This window comes from Xylanibacter sp. (assembly GCF_057607445.1).
This window is the reverse complement of sequence record NZ_DBLZAX010000027.1, coordinates 1-20,616: the sequence shown is the minus strand read 5'-3', so window position 1 is coordinate 20,616 and position 20,616 is coordinate 1. Positions and strand designations below refer to the sequence as shown.

The following is a 20,616-nucleotide window of genomic DNA, read 5'->3' as shown; positions in this document are numbered from 1 at the left end:
GGATGGCAGCATGAAGCTTACCAAAGACTCTAACATTGAATTTTCCATGATGCAAAGATAAGATTTTTTTCTTTCTTTCCCCACTATTTATCGGGTGAGCCCAAACTCTTCAGAGCTAATCTCCATGGAGTGATAGATAAAAAGTTTTTCCTCTTTAGAATCGCAAAGCTCTACGGATACCCTCATTAAATTTCTACTGCCTCGGGCTTTGTGATTTCTGTGATCCGGTTTTAGATTTTGGATACAAATAAAAAAGTCATCTCAGTATTGAGATGACTTTTGTGATCCCGACAGGATTCAAACCTGTAACCTTCTGATCCGTAGTCAGATGCTCTATTCAGTTGAGCCACGGGACCATTTCTTAAATGCGATGCAAAGGTACGCATATTTTTTAATACAGCAAAATTTTTTCGGATTTTTTTATCAGATTGTTTTGATTTTATTGAATATTGCCTTTATAATGCAGAAAAGATGATTTAAAACAATAAAATATGATGACCTGTTTGCTTAGTTTGCCAGACAATGAAATGTGTGGAGTGTGGATTTATGGAGTGTTATATATTAATAATATTGTACCATTTACTTCATATTTGTTTTTTATATAAAATTATGTTGAAAATGTTTTTTGCTTTTTTAGTTATGTGGTATACATACTAAGATGGTGTTCCTTCTTTGTTGTAATTTATAGCTTCTATTGATTCGCCTTGCCGTATTATGGAAGAGCGGAATTGGATAAATTATGGTATATGATATTTTTTTTAAAGAAATATTCTTGAAAATTTGCACGTATAAGAAAAAAGTATTACCTTTGCAGCGCAAAAAGCGAGAAATGGTACCTTGGCCGATCGGTTAGGTAACGGTCTGCAAAACCGTGTAGAGCAGTTCGACTCTGCTAGGTACCTCTTAAAAGGCAACATTCATGTGAATGTTGCCTTTTTTATATATTTACGATTTGTTTGGTGCTGCCGAAATTTCTACTGCCCCATAAAAAGTTTTTTCTCTTTAGAATCGCAAAGCTCTACGGATACCCCCATTAAATTTCTACTGCCCCATGATGTCAATGTTGATTGTTACGTGTTGTAATTGTTTTTCGTTAAATATTTGAGTCTGTGAGAATCGTGCTAATTTAATTTTGCTGTATATAATAAGGTGTGGGGTATATAAAAGAAAAACCCTGACGCTTAAACGTACAGGGCTAATGAAAGGAGGAGTGGTACCACCAGGAATCGAACCGGGGACACAAGGATTTTCAGTCCTTTGCTCTACCAACTGAGCTATGGCACCATCGTTGTTCTTTTTTGCGATGCAAAGGTACGCAAAAGTTTTAAAATAAAAGATTCATTACGTGATAAAAGTATTCTTTTTAACTTATTTTTGGAAATTAGCTTATAAAAACGAATAAAACATGCATAATTGTGCAGAATACACCTTTATGCATGTTTTATTTTGCGTATTTATTGCATTAAAGCAGTTGTGAGCTGTGTGATGATTTTATTTGTTTAGCTGCACTTTTTCTGTATTATAAAGTGAAACCATAGCCTATTGTCAGTGAGAAACTGCGGTTGCGTATGTTATCGACGTAATATTTATATGGGTTTTTCAGGCCGAACAAGTATCTCAGGTCGATGCTTATATTGTTGTATTCGTAAGCAACTCCTACAGGGATGCCGATGTCGAAGCGTTTGAATATTCCGGTTGTGGTGTTGCTTGCCTCTCCTGATTGTTCCGCGTCAGGTATATATTGGCCGTTTTCAATAGTTCCGTTCTCGTAGTCGTTGCTTCCTTTTGCCGACAGAAGATATCCCGCCTGCACTCCGGCTTTTATTGAGAAGCCGCTGTTGCCGAAATAGTAGATGGCCATTACGGGTATTGTGAGATAGTGGAGCGTCTGTTTTGAGTTTGTTACCTTGCCGTAGCTTTGTTCGTTTATATAGGTATGGTCTGAATATTTTGTGCCGTACATCGCGTAGAGCAGACCTGCGCTGAAGCCAAAGTCGTTGTTTTTAAATCTGTGTCTTACCTCGGCTCCTGCCGTTATGCCAAATTTATATTTTGGCTTAAGCTCATCGCCCTGTCCGTTTCCTGCGTCAGTGAGGATTATGTCGTTGTTCATCTTAGACAAGGTGAGTCCAAACATAGGGAAAATCTTTGTTTCGCCTCCTGCTGTTTGTGCTGTTGAGTTTTGTGTCATTGTCAACAGCACGAGCATTATTATTACCAGTTTTTTCATGTTATTATGTTTTTTCTGATATAACGTTTTTTGCATTTTTTTATTGTTACTTTCCGTTCATATTTAACCCCAATCTGTCATTATACTGCACATAGCTTTATTAATTTTTCAGCCAATCTTTTTTGTCTTTATTGGCTGAAAAGTTTTTTGCAGAAACTCATCACTCGTCACATTCGCATGTAATTTGTTGATATTCAGTTGTTTGCGGTGTGATGAGTTGTCGTGTGAACTCATCACACAAAGACCTTGCCGCCCTTTTTTTGTCCTGATTTTGGCTGATTTATGCCTGATGTAATGAGTTCGCATGACAACTCGTCACGCCATAATGCTTTGATTTGCAGTGCCTTATGCCGTGTTGTGACGAGTGATGAGTTTCTGCAAAAAACTTTTTTTGTTCATTCATTCCGTGATGGATTTCTTTTCATCTTTCTTTTTGCTTTGTATCGGATGCATGTCTATATCCGTCTGAAAGCATATCTTTTGCATCATGAAAGGCCTTGTTTTGTCATGCAAAAGCATGCCTTTCGAAAAGCAACTTGATGCCTTCTGCTTGGGCTTAACGTGATTGAGCATGCTGGTTATGTAATTAGATGCCATCACTGATCTTAGCTTTTGTGTTAGTCTTCAGTAGTAACTGTTTTAATAAAAAATGTTCAGACTGCCGGCAGCCTGAACATTCCTGTATGATGAATAATTTATTGTCTTAGTCTTTTAAGGGATTCCAGCCCTGAGCTTTCAGCTCAAACTCGTTGTTGTCGCGGCTTACGAGCATGTGGCCCAGTTCTTTCTTTGTGATATGCCCTATGAGCTTCACGTCTTTCATGTCCTCAATCTTCTCATGGTCGCCTATGGGCACGGTGAACAGCAGCTCGTAGTCTTCGCCGCCGTTGAGCGCACACGTAGTTACGTTCATGTTCATCTCCTCTGCCATCACAGCCGTCTGATAGTCAATGGGGATGTTCTTTTCGTAAATTCGGCATCCGCAGTTGCTCTGGTTGCAGATGTGCAGCAGCTCGCTGCTCAGTCCGTCGCTTATGTCCATCATGGCCGTGGGGTGTATGTTGCGCTCGCGCAGTGCTTGCAGAATGTCGCCCCTTGCCTCCGGCTTTAGCTGGCGCTGCAGCAGATATTCCTTTCCGGCAAAGTCAGGCTGGAAGTGGGCAAGCTCTTCGAGCGCACGCTTGTCGTTCTTCTTCCTTGCCTCGTTCACCTGCTGATAGTAGACGCTCTTTTCGCGCTCTAGCAGTTGCAGTCCCATGTATGCCGCGCCGAGGTCGCCGCTGACGCATATCAGGTCGGTGTCCTTGGCGCCGTTTCTGTATACGATGTCCTCCTTTGCACATTCGCCGATGCACGTTATGCTTATGGCCAGTCCGGTGTACGACGACGTTGTGTCGCCGCCCACAATGTCTACGTTCCATTTTTCGCAGGCCATGCGCAGGCCGCTGTAGAACATCTCCATGTCCTCAACTGTGAAGCGTTTGCTCAGCGCAATGCTTACAATGAGCTGGCGCGGTGTGCCGTTCATGGCGAATATGTCGCTTATGTTCACCATTGCCGACTTGTAGCCAAGGTGCTGCAGGTCGATGTATGTAAGGTCGAAGTGGACGCCTTCCATAAGCATGTCTGTCGTAACGAGCACTTCCTTGTCGGGATAGTGCATCACGGCGCAGTCGTCGCCTACGCCGTATATTGTCGATTCGTTTTTGGGGGCATGTCCGTCTGTGAGGTGACGGATAAGTCCGAATTCGCCAAGTTTCGCAATGTCTGTCATTCTGCTTTTAGTTTTTTCTTTGTTATATTTCGATTTAAGGAGTTAAGAATACGCCTTGCGGCAACATTCTTAACTCCTTGTATCCTATAATCCGGCCGGCACAGGTTATGCACGGTTGATCATCTCTCTCATTATTTCTGTCATCAGCGGCTGAGCCTTGTTGGCAGCAATCTGCACCTCCTCATGGCTTACTTCAACCGGTGTGTCCTCGAGTCCGAGGTCGGTGATGATGCTTATGCCGAATGTCTTTATGCCGCAGTGATGTGCCACGATAACCTCAGGCACCGTGCTCATGCCTACAGCGTCTCCGCCAAGGCGGTGATACATCTTGTATTCTGCCGGAGTCTCAAACGTAGGACCCTGCACGCCCACATAAACGCCGTGAACCACGCGTATGCCCTTTTCGGCGGCAATAGCGTCGGCCTCTGCTATGAGCTTCTTGTCGTAAGTCTCGTGCATGTCCGGGAAGCGCGGGCCTGTGGGGAAGTTCTTTCCGCGCAGCGGATGCTCCGGGAAGAAGTTGATGTGGTCTGTGATTATCATCAGGTCGCCGATCTTGAACTCAGGGTTCATGCCTCCCGAAGCGTTGCTTACGAAGAGAGTCTTTATGCCGAGTTCGTACATTATGCGTATCGGGAACGTAACTTCCTTCATGTTGTAGCCTTCATAATAGTGGAAACGTCCTTCCATTGCCATTATGTCAACGTTGCCGAGCTTGCCGAAAATCAGTTTGCCGGCGTGTCCCTCCACCGTAGAAACGGGGAAGTTAGGTATTTCAGAGTAAGGAAACTCGTAGCTGTCAGTGATTTCTGAAGCTAATTGTCCTAGGCCTGTTCCCAGAATTATTGCCGTTTTTGGGCTTGTTGTCATCCTTTGCTTTAGCCAGGATGCTGTTTCTTGAATTTTTTCGTACATAACCAATTATTTTTTCGTTAAATTCCTCTTCCTGACCGAGCATGAACTTTATCCTTATGGGCAGCATGTATAGATTTTGCCTTACCTCTTCAGAAAGTCCGTCCATTCCGGCCAGTCTCGAGTTGTCTTTTTCTGTAGTGATTATTATTTTGGGCGACGGCATCTTGTCGAACGCCTCGTTTATCCGTTCAATGTCCCTTCCGGTAAACTGATGGTGGTCGCCGAATGTCAGCGGCACAACGTTGCCGGCGTAAGGCTTCAGGTCGTAAATCATCTGTTTTGGCGACGCTATGCCTGTGAGCAGCAACACGTTCTCCTTATTCTTTCTGATGCTGTCGAGCGTCTTTGTCCTGCTGCCGAACACGGCCTTAAGGTCTTCATACTCGAGAGTGGAGAAGAACAGCTGCTGATATGGAAACAGGTTCATTGCCTTTATTATCACGCGATACTCCATGGGCTTTAGGTCCTTGGGGCATTTTGTTATAATAACGATGTCGGCCCTTGCCTTTCCGCTTAGCGGTTCGCGCAGTCGGCCGGCAGGCAGCAGCTTGTCGTAGATGATGAGCCTGTGATAGTCAACGAGCAGAATGTTGATTCCCGGTTTGACATATCTGTGCTGAAAGGCGTCGTCGAGCAGTATCACGTCGGTGTCTTTCGTCTCTTCGTCGCCGGTTATGCGGTCAATGCCGTGACATCTGTTTTTGTCTACAGCCACGTATATGTCCTTGAATTTCTGCTTCATCTGGTAGGGCTCGTCGCCAATCTTTCTCATCTCGGTGTCCTCCTTGGCCAGCACGTAGCCCTTGCTCTTGCGCTTGTATCCGCGGCTCAGCACGGCCACCTTGCCCTTGTCTTTGAGCAGGCGGATGAGATATTCCACGTGGGGCGTCTTGCCCGAGCCGCCCACGGTGATGTTTCCTACCGATATTACCGGAATGTCGAAGCTGCGGCTTTTAAGAATGCCGAGCTCAAAAAGCTGGTTGCGCAGCCTTACGCCCAGGCCGTAGAGCCAGCTCAGCGGAAGCATCCATTCGTTTATCTTTATAAAGTCGCCTTCCATTCCTTTACTGAATTCATTATATTGTTTGTCGTTATATGCAGCAGGCGCGCCGGCAGCTGTGCCTGTGGCGCCTGCTTTGTTTATCTGATGTTAAGTATGAACGGCACACGTGCCTGCACGGCGTTCTGTCTGTTCATGCTTCTGATGAGCATGAACGGCTCGTAGTATTCGCCAAGGGTTAGGCGCAGCTGATTGTCGATGTAGCTGCCCTGCGATGCCTTGTTGAGCAGTTGCTCCATCCAGTCGCTCTTTCCGGGATAAGGAGCCGTGTGATATTCCTTCAGGTTAGCCAGACTTGCAGCCTTTGCCACAGCCTCGTTGAGGCCTCCGAGCTGGTCTACCAGCTTATGCTTGTATGCATCCTGTCCGAGCCATACATGGCCCTGAGCCACTTTCTCTACCTGTGCTATGCTCAGCTTGCGGCCTTCTGCCACACGTGAGCGGAACAGCTTGTAGCCGCGGTCGATATAGTTCTCGATGTATGCCATCTCCTCTTCGTTGAAAGGACGTGCAGGCGTGCCCAGACCGCTGTTCTTGTTGGTCTTCACCTCGTCGAACTTAACGCCGAGTTTCTGCGTGAGCAGTCCGCTGAAGTCGGGGAACATGCCGAATATGCCGATGCTGCCGGTCAGCGTTGTGGGCTCAGCCACAATCCAGTTGGCGCCGCTGCTGATATAGTAGCCGCCCGATGCTGCCATGCCGCCCATAGACACAACCACGGGCTTCTTCTTTTTCAGCATTTCAACATAGTGCCATATCTGTTCTGAGGCATAAGCGCTTCCGCCTCCCGAGTTGATGCGCAGCACCACGGCTTTTACGTTATCGTCGTCGGCCAGAGCCTGCAGGTCTTCGCAAACCTTCTTGCCCACGATGTTGTGGCCTTGGCTCATCATGCCTGTCTCCTCGCTGTCAACAATGTTTCCGTAAGCATAGTATACAGCAATCTCGTCTCCTTTGCTGCTGTTGTCAGTCAGAAGCTTCATCTCTGCCAGTCCTGCCGTGTTGATGTTGTCGTCGGCATCCTTTTTCATGAGCTTGTTTATTTCTGCCTTTATACCGTCAGTGTATATAAGCTTGTCCACCATCTTGCGCTTGACAAACTCTTTCGGATCGTCGAAGGTTATCAGTCTGTCGGCATAGGCGTTAAGCGAGTCGACGCTGATCTTTCTGCTTTCAGACACATCCTTGCAGATGGTCTGCCATATTCCGCTAATATAAGCCGTAACCTGTTCGCGGTTGGCGTCACTCATCTTGTCGGCAGTGAACATTTCGGGAGCGCTCTTGTATGTGCCCACTTTAGCCAGCTGCATCTTCACGCCAAACTTTGCCAGCATGTCTTTAAGGAATATCGGCTGCGAAGCCAGACCGTGCCAGTCTATCTGTCCGCTCGGATTCAGGAATATCTTGTCGGCAACCGATGCGATATAGTAGGTGCCCTGTGTGTATACGTCGCCGTAAGCCACAATCCATTTTCCGCTCTTCTTGAAGTCTTTCAGCGCGTTGCGTATGGCCTGCATCGACGCATAAGAGTCGGCGCCGAACATTCCTGCCTCAATATATATACCTTTAATCTTGTCGTTGTCCTTGGCTTTTTTAATGGCATCGAGTATGTCGTCGAGTCCCATGTTTCCAACCGTACTTCCGCTCAGCTGGTCCATGATGCTTTCTTCAGAGCGTTCGTTGAGCACTCCCGACAGGTTGAGCACCATTACCGTGTTGTCGCTCACGTCCTTTGCTGAACTTTCAGAGGCAATCATGCCTGCGATACACATCACTCCGAGCACGCCTGTTAGCAGGGTGAAAACAATCAAGCCGACAACCGTGGCGGCCATGTATTTAAAAAAGTCCTTCATAAAATATGCTTTACGTTTAAAAATTTCAGAAAAATGTTTTTATTCAATGTCGTGAGGCATGCTCCATGGCGGAATATGTTGCGCCGTGTGCCGCATTGCCACTTACCAACTGCAAATATAAGCAATTTTATTTTATTTTGTCTGAAAACGTATGCAAAGTTTGACAGAATCGTCAAATATTATTATTTTCGCACTGATGAAACGAGCTGTTATTATAGGTGCTTCTTCGGGCATAGGGCGCGAAGTTAGCAAGATATTGCTGGCAGAAGGCTGGATTATCGGCATTGCCGCAAGGCGTGAAGACAAGTTGCTTGAGATTAAAGAGCTTAATCCTGCCATGGTGGAGGTGTGCGCCATGGACGTTACCGACAAGGAGGCGCCGCGCAGGTTGCTCGACCTTGTGGGGCGCATGGGCGGAGTGAATCTTTTTGTCTACTGCTCAGGTGTAGGACATCAGAATCCGCGGCTTGACGCAGACACCGAGCTTGACACGGTAGGCGTCAACGTGTTCGGATTTACGCAGATGGTCGACACGATGTTTAACTATATGGCTGACAATCTTGGCGGCGACATAGCCGTGGTGTCTTCAATAGCCGGCACAAAGGGACTTGGCGCGGCACCGTCGTACAGCGCGTCGAAGGCATATCAGAACACGTACATCCAGGCGCTCGAACAGTTGTCCAACATGCGCCGTCTGCATATAAGATTTACTGACATCAGGCCGGGATTTGTCGACACCCCGCTGCTGTCGGGCAGCGGCAGCTATCCAATGCTGATGGACAAGACGTACGTTGCACGTGAGATAGTGAAGGCCGTAACGGCCCACAGACATGTTAAGATTATCGACTGGCGCTATAGCATTCTCGTGTTCTTCTGGCGGCTGATACCGCGCAGGCTGTGGCGGAGGATGAACGTCACCAACAAGAAATTATAATTAGTCATGAAATTCTTTCAGCAGATATTGACTGTAGTGCTTGCCCTTATGTCCTTTACGGCCAGCGCAGGAGCCTCGGGCGACAGCTTTCCCGACGGAACGGACATTCCGGCATGGTTTAACGATACGTCGCGTATAAACATTGATACACTCGGACGCAAGTATGTCATAACATCATATGGCGTGAAAAACGACTCGACTCTGTTGCAGACAGAGGCAATACAGCGCGTCATCGACCTTGCTGCTGCAGAGGGCGGGGGAGTGATAGTGGTGCCCGAAGGCACGTTTCTCAGTGGTTCGCTGTTTTTCAAGCAGGGCACTCATTTGCATATTTGCCGTGGCGGAGTGATTAAAGGGGTTGATGCAATAAAATATTATCCGCTAGTCAAGACTCGAATGGAGGGGCAGACGCTCAACTATTTTGCAGCTCTGATAAACGCCGATGGGTTAAACGGCTTCACCATCACTGGCCCGGGAACGATAAACGGCAACGGACTGCGCTTCTGGGAGGAGTTTTGGATCAGGCGGAAGTTTAATCCCGACTGCACCAATCTTGAGGCTCTGCGTCCGCGTCTTGTATATCTGTCGCATTGCACTAACGTTCAGGTGCAGGACGTAAGACTGATAAACAGTGCTTTCTGGACAAATCATCTTTACCGCTGTCACCATGTTAAATACATCGGGTGCTATATCTTTGCGCCTACTTCGGGCGTAAAGGCGCCAAGCAGCGACGCCGTTGACATAGACAACTGTCACGACATACTGATAAGCGGATGCTATATGAGCGTAAACGACGATGCTGTAGTGCTGAAGGGAGGCAAGGGAACGTTTGCCGATAAAGACCCTGACAATGGTCCTAACCATAACGTCATCGTGCAGGACTGCACTTATGGCAAGGTGCATGGCTGCCTGACGCTCGGAAGCGAGAGTCTGCATAACCGCAACATCGTTATGCGACGCTGCACATTCAATGATGTCAACCGTGTTCTGTGGCTGAAGATGCGCCCCGACACGCCGCAGCATTATGAGTATGTAAGCCTTGAAAATTTGAGCGGACGTTGCGGAAGTTTCCTTGTCGTTCGCCCTTGGACACAATTCTATAAGCCCGAACAGCGCGACGACATGCCGATGTCTGTTTGCAACAATATATCAGTAAGCAATGTTGACGCTACGTGTGATAACTTCTTCGACGTAGGAACGTCAGATAAATACCGGCTGACAGACTTCTCGTTTGTCAACTGCAATATCACTGACAGCGCCAATTCTTTTGATAAAAGCGTGATAGATAATACTAAGATAAAGAATCTTGTTATAAACGGAAAAAAGCAGAAATGACGTCTGGTCTTATTTCGTTATGTTGAAATACAACATGTAAGTAGTTAACCGAAATTGCTTACATGTTGATTTTTTATAACCTCACAGAATCGCGTTGTTCAAAAAGATAAAATATTTTCGGCTGAAAATTACGGCTTTTTGTGTGCATTCGTAATGTCTTGAATAGCTTTGTGTTATGAGAGATTTTCGATAAATGTGCATCGTTTATGTCTTAAAACTGCCGTAATTTAAGGCTTTTCGGCCTTATGGATAAGTGTGTTTTGTATTGTAAAAGCATAGCTTTGGCAATGTAAAAGACCAGTTTCTGAAATACAAGTGTATGTCTTTTGCTGTGAAATCCTTGTTTTGTTGCCGTTTTGATGCCTGTATGTGCCGCCTGAATTTCTATTTCATTAAATTTTACTGACATTTTCTTTATGTCATAATGTCGCCTGTTAGACAATAATTCAAGCATTTTGAATATTCGTCAGACGGCATGTCTTGTAGCTGGATATAAGTCAGAAACGGTATAAGTTGAAAATATCGTGTGCATAAAGATGTATTCAGAGATTATCACTGTGGTATTGACGGCAAAATACCTTTGTCTTTTTTCTAACGGCTGCGCCTTCCGTGTAGCGTCATTTTAAAGCACGTTATACATATTTATATATAAGGACATGTAGGATTGTCTCTTCTTTGTGGTTTTCTAAGCAGTGTGTCATCGATGTGTTATGACTGACACGTTTGTCATACACTGACAACCAAAGACTGACATTTTGGCTTTTGGCACGCTTTTCGCTATTGTGTTTGCGGATGCTCAAAGCATCGGTAATATAAAACGTATAAATAACAGTTTAAATATAAAGATTATGAACATTAAACCATTAGCAGACAGAGTGCTGGTACTTCCTGCACCGGCAGAAGAGAAAATCGGTGGTATCATTATTCCTGATACAGCAAAAGAAAAACCTTTGCACGGCACTATCGTTGCTGCTGGCACAGGCACTAAGGATGAGGAAATGATTCTTAAAGAAGGTGATGAGGTTCTTTACGGCAAATATTCAGGCACTGAGCTTGAGTATGACGGCGTTAAGTATCTTATGATGCGCCAAAGCGACGTTCTCGCTGTTATAGTAAAATAATATATTCAGATCAATAATTTAAAAACAACCCTATGAGGCCGCCGGCATGCAGGTAGGCATTATGACTACGGACAATGTGCTCTAAATGTGGCCTTCATATAAAAATAAAATCATCATGGCTAAAGAAATAAAATTCGATACAGACGCACGCGAACTCTTGAAGAGAGGCGTTGACCAGTTGGCAAATGCAGTGAAAGTAACACTCGGTCCTAAAGGCCGCAACGTTGTTATTGAGAAAAAATTCGGTGCTCCGCAGATAACAAAAGACGGTGTAACCGTAGCAAAGGAAGTTGAGCTTGAGGACCGCTTTGAGAACACAGGCGCACAGCTTGTTAAGAGCGTTGCAAGCAAGACTGGTGACGATGCAGGTGACGGTACAACAACAGCAACTATCCTTACACAGGCTATTGTTACTGAAGGACTGAAGAACGTTACAGCAGGTGCAAACCCGATGGACCTGAAGCGTGGTATCGACAAGGCTGTTGCTGCCGTTGTTGAATATATCAAGAACAACGCTGAGAAGGTTGACGACAACTATGACAAGATTGAGCAGGTTGCTACTGTCAGCGCAAACAACGATCCTGAAATAGGTAAGCTGCTGGCTGACGCTATGCGCAAGGTTTCTAAGGACGGCGTTATCACTATCGAGGAGAGCAAGAGCCGCGACACACACATCGGTGTTGTTGAGGGTATGCAGTTCGACCGTGGTTATCTGAGCGGATATTTCGTAACAGACGCTGACAAGATGGAGTGTGTAATGGAGAATCCTTACATCCTTATCTACGACAAGAAGATCAGCAACCTGAAAGATTTCTTGCCTATTCTGCAGCCTGCTGCTGAGAGCGGACGTCCGTTGCTCGTTATTGCAGAAGATGTTGACTCTGAGGCTCTTACAACATTGGTTGTAAACCGTCTGCGCAGCAACCTGAAGATTTGTGCTGTTAAGGCTCCTGGCTTTGGCGACCGCCGCAAGGCTATGCTCGAGGATATCGCCGTACTGACAGGCGGACTCGTAATCAGCGAGGACAAGGGCTTGAAGCTTGAGCAGGCTACTCTCGAAATGCTTGGTACTTGCGACAAGATCGTAGTTTCTAAGGACAACACAACTATCGTAAACGGTGCTGGCGAGAAACAGCTCATAGCTGACCGCGTTGCTCAGATAAAGAATGAGATAGCAAACACAACAAGCAGCTACGACAAAGAGAAACTGCAGGAGCGTCTGGCTAAGTTGGCCGGTGGTGTGGCAGTGCTCTACGTTGGTGCAAACAGCGAGGTTGAGATGAAAGAGAAGAAAGACCGCGTTGACGATGCTCTCTGCGCTACACGTGCAGCTATCGAGGAAGGTGTTGTTGCCGGAGGTGGTACAACATACATCCGCGCTCTTGAAGGTCTGAAGAACCTGAAGGGTGACAACGCAGACGAGCAGACAGGTATCAACATCGTTGAGCGTGCAATCGAGGAGCCTCTCCGTCAGATTGTTGCCAACGCAGGCGGCGAAGGTGCTGTTGTTGTTCAGAAGGTTAAGGAAGGCGAAGGCGACTTCGGTTACAACGCACGTACAGATGTTTATGAGGATATGCGTAAGGCCGGTGTCATCGATCCTGCCAAGGTTGCCCGCGTAGCTCTTGAGAACGCAGCTTCAATAGCAGGCATGTTCCTCACAACAGAGTGCCTGATCGTTGACAAACCTGAGGATAAGCCTCAGATGCCTATGGGCGCTCCCGGAATGGGCGGAATGATGTAATTTGTAAACTACAAATAACAAAATAGGAGGCTGCTTAACGGGCAGCCTCTTTTTTTGCGGTATAGATGTTTTTTTGCGCAATTTTTTTTGAAAAATGTTTTGTCACGAATTATAAAATGTCTATATTTGCATGTCAACAGATAGATACGTTATGGATAAAGATCCTAAAGTAGATATTTTTTTGATTTGTTTTAGTAGATTAGTTTTTAAGTAGTTTGTTTTTTGAAAATCGCTTGTCGTGAGGACATGCGATTTTTTTTATGTCCTTACGTTTGTCAAAAATAAACACCATTATTTCATATTGTCTTTGATTTTGCTTATCTTTGCACCGAATGTTATTCGGCTATAGCATCTTAGCCCCGTTTGTTGAGGCTGCGTGATGGTTGTCGGGCAAGTTTTCGCCGTTGGGCGGGCCGATGTCCTGATGCACTTTCAGCCCTGTAGATTAGTTTGGCATAAGCTGATGGCCGGGTTAGTTTCGAGTCAAGAAAAATACTTTATGGACATTAAGGATTTTAAAATAAAGAAGTCGCAGTGGCTTATTTTCATCGTACTTTCTGCCGGACTGATGTATATTACGGAGTCGTGGCTGATGTCTCTTGGCATAATACTGCTGCTCATGGTGCTGGATTTTGTCCTGGCCGAGTTTATCGGAAAGAAGCGGGGCAAGAAGGATGATAAAATGTTTTGACGTCATGCAGAAACTTATAGAACTATATAGACAATGGCACGGCTCTGAGCCGGTGAGCACAGAGAAGCTGCCGCAGGCCGGAAGTAACCGCGAATATTACAGAATGACAGGCGACGACGGCAGTTCGGTGATAGGTGCAATAGGCACAAGCCGCGACGAGAATCACGCTTTTATATATCTTTCGGGCCATTTCCGCAAGCGCCAGCTGCCCGTCCCCCGTATATTGTCAGTGTCAGACGATGAGCTGAGATATCTGCAGGAAGACCTCGGACGTGTGTCGCTGTTCAGTGCAATCAGCGGCGGACGCGAAGCCGGAGGACGATACAACCAAAAGGAGAAGCAGTTGCTGATAAACACGATAAAGGAATTGCCGAACATACAGATACGCGGTGCCCGCGGCCTCGACTGGTCTAACTGTTATCCGCAGCCGGAGTTTGACGAGAACAGCGTGCTCTTCGACCTCAATTATTTTAAGTATTGTTTCTTAAAGCCTGCCGAGCTCGATTTCCACGAGCTTAAGCTTGAAGCCAACTTCAGGCTTTTTGCAAAAGACCTCGTTGCAGAAAAGACAGACAGCTTCATGTATCGCGACTTTCAGGCGCGCAACATAATGCTCGATGCTTCAGGACGTCCGTATTTTATCGACTATCAGGGCGGACGCAAGGGACCTTTTTATTACGATCTTGCCTCATTCCTTTGGCAGGCTTCGGCAAAATACCCTCATAAGCTGCGCCGCGAGCTGATATACGAATATTATAATTCTCTGAAAAATTATACCGAAGTGCCTTCTGTCAGACACTTTGCCGAGCGCCTTAGCCTGTTCGTGCTTTTCCGTACGCTTCAAGTGCTTGGTGCATACGGCTTCAGAGGATTCTTTGAGCGCAAGAAGCATTTCATTGACAGCATACCGCCTGCAATGCAGAATCTGCGCGAGCTGCTTAAGCTTAACGTGTTTACATATCCTTATCTTATGGATGTGCTGAAGAGGCTCACGGAGCTTCCGCGTTTTGCAACTCTCGAAGAGCCGGCATTGAGCCGTGCAGACGGGTTTAAGATATCAGACAGCAAGGTGTTTGCGGCACATCCTTCAGATGGTCCGGCCACATTCTCAAAATATGACAACAAAGGTCCGCTTGTGGTACGCGTCTACAGCTTCTCTTATCACAAGGGAATACCTGAAGACGAGTCGGGCAACGGCGGTGGTTATGTGTTCGACTGCCGCAGCACTCATAATCCCGGACGGTATGAACCGTACAAGAAACTTACGGGACTTGACGAACCCGTTATACGTTTCCTTGAGGACGACGGAGAGATACTGACATTCCTCGACAGCGTGTATAAACTTGCCGATGCTCATGTGCGCCGCTATATCCAGCGCGGATTCACGAGCCTGATGTTCTGTTTCGGATGTACAGGCGGACAGCACCGCAGTGTCTATTCGGCACAGCATCTGGCAGAACATATCAACAAGAAGTTCGGCATAGAGGTGCATATCATTCACAGAGAACAAAACATAACACAGACGCTTGAGGCGTTGAAATGAAATAAAAACTCAAAAAATATGCTGAAGATGCAGGCTATGATATTTGCAGCCGGACTGGGCACAAGGCTCAAACCGCTTACCGACACCATGCCGAAGGCACTTGTCAGAGTAGGTGGCAAGCCGCTGATAGAGCGCGTTATTGAAAAGCTGAAAGATGCCGGAGCCGACCGCATTGTGGTTAACGTTCATCATTTTGCGTCGCAGATTGTCGGTTATCTTAAAGACAACGATAACTTCGGCACAGACATCAGAGTGTCTGACGAGACAGACAAGCTGCTCGACACGGGCGGAGGCATAAAGAAAGCCGCGCCGCTGTTCGACAGCGACAAACCTGTGCTGATACACAATGTAGACATATTGAGCAACGTTGACCTCGCACATCTGTACGCCATGCACGGCGACAGCGCCGCGACGCTTGTTGTAAGCAGCCGTAAGACTAAGCGCTATCTGCTCTTTGACGACGACATGAGGCTGAAAGGATGGACAAACATTGAGACGGGCGAGGTTAGAAGTCCGTACCCTGACCTGAATGTTGCCGACTGCCGCATGCTGGCGTTCTCGGGCATACATGTCATCTCGCCGTCTATGTTCGGCCTTATGGACGAATTCCCCGACAAGTTCGGCATAATGGACTTTTATCTTAAAGTGTGCGACAAGGTGGTGATAAAAGGATACGACAAAACCGACCTGAGGCTTATGGACGTAGGAAAACTTGACACACTTGCAGAAGCAGAAAATTTTATAAACCAATTATAATAATATGCAACAGAAAATTATTATTCTCGATTTTGGTTCACAAACCACACAGCTGATAGGCCGTAGAGTGCGTGAGCTCGACACGTTTTGCGAAATCTTGCCTTACAACAAGTTTCCGAAAGACGACAGCGACGTTATCGGTGTGATTCTGAGCGGATCGCCTTATTCTGTTCATGATGAAGAGGCTTTCAAGGTAGACCTCAGTCAGTTTGTAGGCAAATATCCGGTGCTCGGCATCTGCTACGGAGCGCAGTTTATTGCCAACTCTAACGGCGGAAAGGTTGAAAAGACAGGCACACGCGAGTATGGACGTGCCAACTTGAGGACATTCGATGCCGACAATGCTCTTTTTAAGGGCTTCGAAGAGAACTCTCAGGTATGGATGAGCCACGGCGACACCATCACCGCAATACCGGCCGACTGCCATGTGATTGCTTCAACAGCCGACGTTAAGTATGCCGCTTATGCAAGCGACACCAATCCATTGTGGGCTGTTCAGTTCCACCCCGAGGTGTTCCACACATCACAGGGCAAGCTCTTGCTGAAGAACTTTGTTGTTGACATTTGCGGAAGCAAGCAGCAGTGGAGCCCCGCTTCGTTCGTTGACTCTACGGTGAGCGAACTTAAGGAGCAGCTGGGCAACGACCGCGTAATTCTCGGTCTGAGCGGCGGCGTCGACTCTTCAGTTTGTGCTACATTGCTTAACCGTGCCATCGGAAAGAACCTTACATGTATCTTCGTTGACCACGGAATGTTGCGCAAGAACGAGTTCCAGAAGGTTATGGAGGCATATCAGGGACTCGGACTCAACGTTATCGGCGTTGATGCAAGCGAGAAGTTCTTCAAAGATCTTGAAGGCGTTACCGACCCTGAGCAGAAGCGCAAGATTATAGGCCGCGACTTTGTTGAGGTGTTCAATGCCGAGGCAAAGAAGATAACCGACGCAAAATGGCTCGCACAGGGCACAATCTATCCCGACCGCATTGAGAGTCTGAGCATAACAGGTATGGTTATCAAGAGTCATCACAACGTTGGCGGACTGCCTGAGGAGATGCACTTGCAGCTCTGCGAGCCGCTGAAGTGGCTGTTTAAGGACGAAGTGCGCCGCGTAGGCTACGAGCTTGGCATGCCCGAGCGCCTCATCAAGCGCCATCCGTTCCCCGGACCGGGTCTTGCAGTTCGTATTCTCGGCGACATCACACGCGAGAAGGTGCGCATACTTCAGGATGCCGACGACATCTATATCGAGGCTATGCACAACTATATCTGTGAAGACGGCGAGTGTCTGTACGACAAGGTTTGGCAGGCAGGAACGGTGCTTCTCTCTACGATACGCAGCGTGGGAGTCATGGGCGACGAGCGCACTTACGAGCATCCTGTGGCTTTGCGTGCCGTAACGAGCACAGACGCCATGACAGCCGACTGGGCACATCTGCCTTACGACTTTATGGCTAAGGTTTCTAACGAGATTATCAATAAGGTGAAAGGCGTCAACCGCGTTTGCTATGACATCTCGTCAAAGCCGCCTTCGACAATCGAGTGGGAGTAAGTCTGGCTGACAGAACAGGCTCTTTGCGCGGCATCGTCTGCGCATGATATACAATTAACCCCAAATCGGTTATTAGGATTCAGTCTGTATTTTTGCTTTATATTGAGCGGCTTTTGGTTGGATTTTTTGCAGGCATAGCGGGCTATGTCAAGAAAAAGCGAACAAAAAGACGCCAATAGAAACAAAAAGGCTGGCTGAAAGCATGAATACACAAAATTGATAAAGCTATGTGCGGTCTAATGACCGATTGGGGTTAACCTGCAAGGGCAAATGCGTCATATAGCATTTGCCCTTGTTGCGTAATATAGGCAGGCTTGTGATATTGGTGCTAACATGCATGGCTATTCGTTTTGTCTGGCAATGTCAAAAGTCTGTTTTTATTGTTATAAGCCATATATTTTTTTGTAAGAAACTCATCACTCGTTACATTGCGGCTTAACACACTGACCGTCAATGAGATATGGCGTGATGAGTTGACTTTCTCACTCATCACGCTTGACAGTTTGGGGCTTAATGTGCCTTTTCCTGATTTAGGTTGACCCTGAATGTGATGAATTATAAATGTAATTCATCACAGCGTAAGCACCTTATTATCAGTAGCTTATGTGTAGATGTGACGAGTGATGAGTTTTTATGAATAATATTTCTATTGCTTATCCATTTTATGATAAATGCATTTGGCTTATGCCACGTCAGCTACAGGCTTTTCTCCTCATTCCATGCAAAAGCATACCTTTTGAGTGCCGAAAGGTGTCCTTTTGATACCCGAAAGATGGCCTTTTATAAGGTAAGATGCTGTTAGCTGTTGATAAAAGATTATTGGTATCTTTATTTGTGTTTGACAAATCAGATTGAGAATACCGTTTCATGACAGCCAATAGACATTTTTTTCTGTAGCCGCTATTTATGCTGTTCGAAGAGCCAGTCCTGCACGCCCTTTATTCCGTAAGCCACGAACCATGTAGCGCGGTGGTTGCCGCCTGTGAGATGTGTGAAGAGCAGATGGTTGCCTTCGGCCCTCATTTTGTCGGCTTCGTCAGAGAGCTCTTCTGGTGTCTGTGTCATGTCCCATGTAGCTTCAGACACTTTGCTTCCCTGGTTTCGCCATATCTCAACAGCCTGTCCTTGCAGTGAGTTGGACGAGCTGTCGCCCTCACATGATATAATCCATATATTCTGTTTGTCAAGGGGTGCCATGATAGACGGAAGCCATTTGCCGGCAACAAGCAGGGCTCCGGCAAACATGTCGGGTTCTTTGAGCATCATCACGATAGACGACATGCAGCCCATCGACTGGCCCGTGGTGTATATCCGGCTGCTGTCTACAGAATAGCGTGTCTGCAGGTCTTTCAGCAATGCTATTGTCGCGTCGAGATGGTGACTGTAGTTCCAGTTGTCGTCTACTGTTATATAAGGATATTCGGGTGCAACCACAATGCATCTGTGCCGTGCCTGCGCCTCAGGTTCAGCCCATGACGTGGCGCCGTTGCCCTGATACAGGGGCTGCTTTACCTGAGAGCTTGCCACTCCGGCATCGTGAATGAACAAGACAAGAGGATATTTTTTTGCGGGGTCGTAGTCTTCGGGCAAATATATGTTATATGGCAGCACCTGTCCTGTATACGGGCTGACGAATTCTTCTTGCCTGAAGTCGTCGGCTACAAGGCACTTCTCTTCTGTGCTGTTTATCTGTGTGTCGCTGGCCTTATAGGTTTTTCCTCCGGCAGTTTTAATATCCTTTATCTGCACCACGACAGTATTGCCGGGGTATTCGTCGTCTCCTCCAGTGCTCCATCCGGCCCTCAGTCCAGGGCCACCCTGCATCAGGTCGCGCTCTTTTTTCTTTTCCAGGTCAGCATTTGTGGGCTGTTTTGGCTGTGCGTATAAGTCAACTTCTGCTTTCACCTCAATGACGACATACTTTCCGTCTGTGCCTTTTTCTGCCTTTTCCGGCACATTATTGGCATATACGTCTGTCACATCCTTGCCGACTACTGCATAGCTGCCGGCCGACAGGCTCTTGTTGCTTATAGGAGTGTCGTATTCCAGAATGACAGTTGACGCCTTGCGTCCGTCACCAAGCACTTTGCTTACAGCTGTTACAGATTTTATATGCTCTAAAGATGTGGAGTTGTTTTGGGCTTGTGCCAAGCCAAGGAATCCTGCCAGAACCATTGTGAAAATTGCTTTTTTGTTCATAACAATACAAATTGAAATGATATTTGTCACATTGATTGGATTTTGCAAATATACATATATTTTGGTAAGAAAAGCTCTTGATATGTGTCATTGGTTTGTTTATTTTGTGATTTTTATCACTTTGTGTCGTATGCATTAACTTAAATTTGAATTATGAGAATGATGTTGCAATATAATTTTATGGCTGAAGAGGCTTTATGACACTTTTATTGCCTTTGACCTCTGACTTGTCATATGATATATGTATTGGTTATTATGGCATATCTGCTACAGGCTTTTACTGCCATTCAATGTAGAAGCATTTGTTTTGATGCTCAGAAAGAATCTTCTATAAAATCAAATTGTCCATTATGTAATATTATTACTTGCCGGTTATCGGCAGAATTATGGCATTATCATCAAACATATGCTCTATGTTGGCATAACATTGCCCTATATTTGTTTGAAAAATAGAAAATGAAAGAGGACGGCACAAGTTTTCAGACAAAAGGTTTGAATGTTGATGAAAAATTAATATCTTTGCCTTTGACATATTGTGTGCAGAAAAATGCGCACAGACAGAAGTACTTGTGTACACGCACAGACAGTGACGTTCAGGGAGTAGAATCTGGCAGTTCAATCCTGATAGTAATGAATGATTGTCTGAGCGAGTTCACACCATGCTATTGGTGTGGATTCCTCTTTCATGTTTTCTTTATTATCGGGTTTTGCCAGAACCTTACTCTCGGAAAGCGTGGGGGAGTGAGTTCACACCGCTTTTTGTAAACAGAAAACGTAACTTGATGGTTGGTTGCATGGCAGCTGATTATTTGGGCTCACCCGATAAATAGTGGGGAAAGAAAAAAAATCTTATCTTTGCATCATGGAAAATTCAATGTTAGAGTCTTTGGTAAGCTTCATGCTGCCATCCAA

14 protein-coding genes and 3 tRNA genes are annotated in these 20,616 nt (G+C 46.2%); 9 read left to right on the top strand and 8 right to left on the bottom strand.

Annotation, left to right across the window (positions count from 1 at the left end; translation table 11 throughout):
* Positions 1-282: 282 nt before the first annotated feature.
* Positions 283-356: transfer RNA gene (locus ACZMIG_RS14225), tRNA-Arg, on the bottom strand.
* A gap of 475 nt (positions 357-831) precedes the next feature.
* Here ACZMIG_RS14225 and ACZMIG_RS14220 point away from each other — a divergent pair.
* A tRNA-Cys gene (locus ACZMIG_RS14220) sits at positions 832-902 on the top strand.
* Positions 903-1,211: 309 nt separating this feature from the next.
* On the opposite strand, the gene ACZMIG_RS14215 is transcribed toward ACZMIG_RS14220, so the two are convergent.
* The 6 genes from ACZMIG_RS14215 to sppA all read right to left on the bottom strand — a co-directional run bounded on the left by ACZMIG_RS14215 (position 1,212) and on the right by sppA (position 7,832).
* Positions 1,212-1,284 (bottom strand) — tRNA-Phe (locus ACZMIG_RS14215).
* Between the two features lie 235 nt (positions 1,285-1,519).
* Positions 1,520-2,230 carry a porin family protein gene (locus ACZMIG_RS14210; protein WP_487889724.1) on the bottom strand — a complete coding sequence of 237 codons (711 nt, stop codon included), beginning with the start codon at positions 2,228-2,230 and terminating at the stop codon, positions 1,520-1,522.
* A gap of 703 nt (positions 2,231-2,933) precedes the next feature.
* Positions 2,934-4,004: a thiamine-phosphate kinase gene (gene thiL / locus ACZMIG_RS14205; RefSeq protein WP_021854020.1), complete on the bottom strand. Its 1,071-nt coding sequence runs from the start codon at positions 4,002-4,004 to the stop codon at positions 2,934-2,936.
* Positions 4,005-4,109: 105 nt separating this feature from the next.
* Positions 4,110-4,919: a purine-nucleoside phosphorylase gene (locus ACZMIG_RS14200; protein WP_082335186.1), complete on the bottom strand. Its 810-nt coding sequence runs from the start codon at positions 4,917-4,919 to the stop codon at positions 4,110-4,112.
* Positions 4,804-5,979 (bottom strand): tetraacyldisaccharide 4'-kinase, encoded by a 1,176-nt coding sequence (gene lpxK / locus ACZMIG_RS14195; RefSeq protein WP_125103958.1) that lies wholly within the window; start codon positions 5,977-5,979, stop codon positions 4,804-4,806. Before lpxK ends, ACZMIG_RS14200 begins: the two co-directional genes overlap by 116 nt.
* 80 nt (positions 5,980-6,059) lie before the next feature.
* On the bottom strand, positions 6,060-7,832 hold the full coding sequence (gene sppA, locus ACZMIG_RS14190; RefSeq protein ID WP_487889723.1) for a signal peptide peptidase SppA: 1,773 nt from the start codon (positions 7,830-7,832) through the stop codon (positions 6,060-6,062).
* A gap of 196 nt (positions 7,833-8,028) precedes the next feature.
* Here sppA and ACZMIG_RS14185 point away from each other — a divergent pair, with 196 nt between their 5' ends.
* The 8 genes from ACZMIG_RS14185 (at position 8,029) to guaA (ending at position 17,505) form a co-directional block, all read left to right on the top strand.
* Positions 8,029-8,766, top strand: coding sequence for an SDR family NAD(P)-dependent oxidoreductase (locus ACZMIG_RS14185; RefSeq protein ID WP_125105280.1), 738 nt, complete (start codon positions 8,029-8,031; stop codon positions 8,764-8,766).
* 6 nt (positions 8,767-8,772) lie between these two features.
* Positions 8,773-10,101: a rhamnogalacturonidase gene (locus ACZMIG_RS14180; protein ID WP_487889722.1), complete on the top strand. Its 1,329-nt coding sequence runs from the start codon at positions 8,773-8,775 to the stop codon at positions 10,099-10,101.
* 848 nt (positions 10,102-10,949) lie between these two features.
* Positions 10,950-11,222, top strand: a complete 273-nt coding sequence (locus ACZMIG_RS14175; protein ID WP_021854014.1) for a co-chaperone GroES — start codon at positions 10,950-10,952, stop codon at positions 11,220-11,222.
* A 115-nt stretch (positions 11,223-11,337) separates the two neighbouring features.
* The gene (gene groL / locus ACZMIG_RS14170) at positions 11,338-12,966 is read left to right on the top strand and encodes a chaperonin GroEL (RefSeq protein WP_021854013.1); all 1,629 of its coding nucleotides are present in this window, start codon (positions 11,338-11,340) and stop codon (positions 12,964-12,966) included.
* Between the two features lie 499 nt (positions 12,967-13,465).
* Complete coding sequence (locus ACZMIG_RS14165) at positions 13,466-13,657, top strand: hypothetical protein (RefSeq protein ID WP_021854012.1); 192 nt, start codon at positions 13,466-13,468, stop codon at positions 13,655-13,657.
* A 4-nt stretch (positions 13,658-13,661) separates the two neighbouring features.
* Positions 13,662-15,200, top strand: coding sequence for a RapZ C-terminal domain-containing protein (locus tag ACZMIG_RS14160; RefSeq protein ID WP_053398184.1), 1,539 nt, complete (start codon positions 13,662-13,664; stop codon positions 15,198-15,200).
* 27 nt (positions 15,201-15,227) lie between these two features.
* The gene (locus ACZMIG_RS14155; RefSeq protein WP_487889725.1) at positions 15,228-15,956 is read left to right on the top strand and encodes a nucleotidyltransferase family protein; all 729 of its coding nucleotides are present in this window, start codon (positions 15,228-15,230) and stop codon (positions 15,954-15,956) included.
* Positions 15,957-15,960: 4 nt separating this feature from the next.
* A complete protein-coding gene (gene guaA / locus ACZMIG_RS14150; protein WP_288948580.1) occupies positions 15,961-17,505 on the top strand; it encodes a glutamine-hydrolyzing GMP synthase in 1,545 nt (514 codons plus the stop codon).
* 900 nt (positions 17,506-18,405) lie between these two features.
* On the opposite strand, the gene ACZMIG_RS14145 is transcribed toward guaA, so the two are convergent.
* Positions 18,406-19,704, bottom strand: a complete 1,299-nt coding sequence (locus tag ACZMIG_RS14145; RefSeq protein ID WP_487889721.1) for an alpha/beta hydrolase-fold protein — start codon at positions 19,702-19,704, stop codon at positions 18,406-18,408.
* Positions 19,705-20,616 lie beyond the last annotated feature (912 nt).

Bases quoted from the DNA above. Each gene is read 5' to 3' on its own strand.
- ACZMIG_RS14210 (WP_487889724.1), bottom strand. From the start codon at position 2,230: ATGAAAAAACTGGTAATAATAATGCTCGTGCTGTTGACAATGACACAA.
- thiL (WP_021854020.1), bottom strand. From the start codon at position 4,004: ATGACAGACATTGCGAAACTTGGCGAATTCGGACTTATCCGTCACCTC.
- ACZMIG_RS14200 (WP_082335186.1), bottom strand. From the start codon at position 4,919: ATGTACGAAAAAATTCAAGAAACAGCATCCTGGCTAAAGCAAAGGATG.
- lpxK (WP_125103958.1), bottom strand. From the start codon at position 5,979: ATGGAAGGCGACTTTATAAAGATAAACGAATGGATGCTTCCGCTGAGC.
- sppA (WP_487889723.1), bottom strand. From the start codon at position 7,832: ATGAAGGACTTTTTTAAATACATGGCCGCCACGGTTGTCGGCTTGATT.
- ACZMIG_RS14185 (WP_125105280.1), top strand. From the start codon at position 8,029: ATGAAACGAGCTGTTATTATAGGTGCTTCTTCGGGCATAGGGCGCGAA.
- ACZMIG_RS14180 (WP_487889722.1), top strand. From the start codon at position 8,773: ATGAAATTCTTTCAGCAGATATTGACTGTAGTGCTTGCCCTTATGTCC.
- ACZMIG_RS14175 (WP_021854014.1), top strand. From the start codon at position 10,950: ATGAACATTAAACCATTAGCAGACAGAGTGCTGGTACTTCCTGCACCG.
- groL (WP_021854013.1), top strand. From the start codon at position 11,338: ATGGCTAAAGAAATAAAATTCGATACAGACGCACGCGAACTCTTGAAG.
- ACZMIG_RS14165 (WP_021854012.1), top strand. From the start codon at position 13,466: ATGGACATTAAGGATTTTAAAATAAAGAAGTCGCAGTGGCTTATTTTC.
- ACZMIG_RS14160 (WP_053398184.1), top strand. From the start codon at position 13,662: ATGCAGAAACTTATAGAACTATATAGACAATGGCACGGCTCTGAGCCG.
- ACZMIG_RS14155 (WP_487889725.1), top strand. From the start codon at position 15,228: ATGCAGGCTATGATATTTGCAGCCGGACTGGGCACAAGGCTCAAACCG.
- guaA (WP_288948580.1), top strand. From the start codon at position 15,961: ATGCAACAGAAAATTATTATTCTCGATTTTGGTTCACAAACCACACAG.
- ACZMIG_RS14145 (WP_487889721.1), bottom strand. From the start codon at position 19,704: ATGAACAAAAAAGCAATTTTCACAATGGTTCTGGCAGGATTCCTTGGC.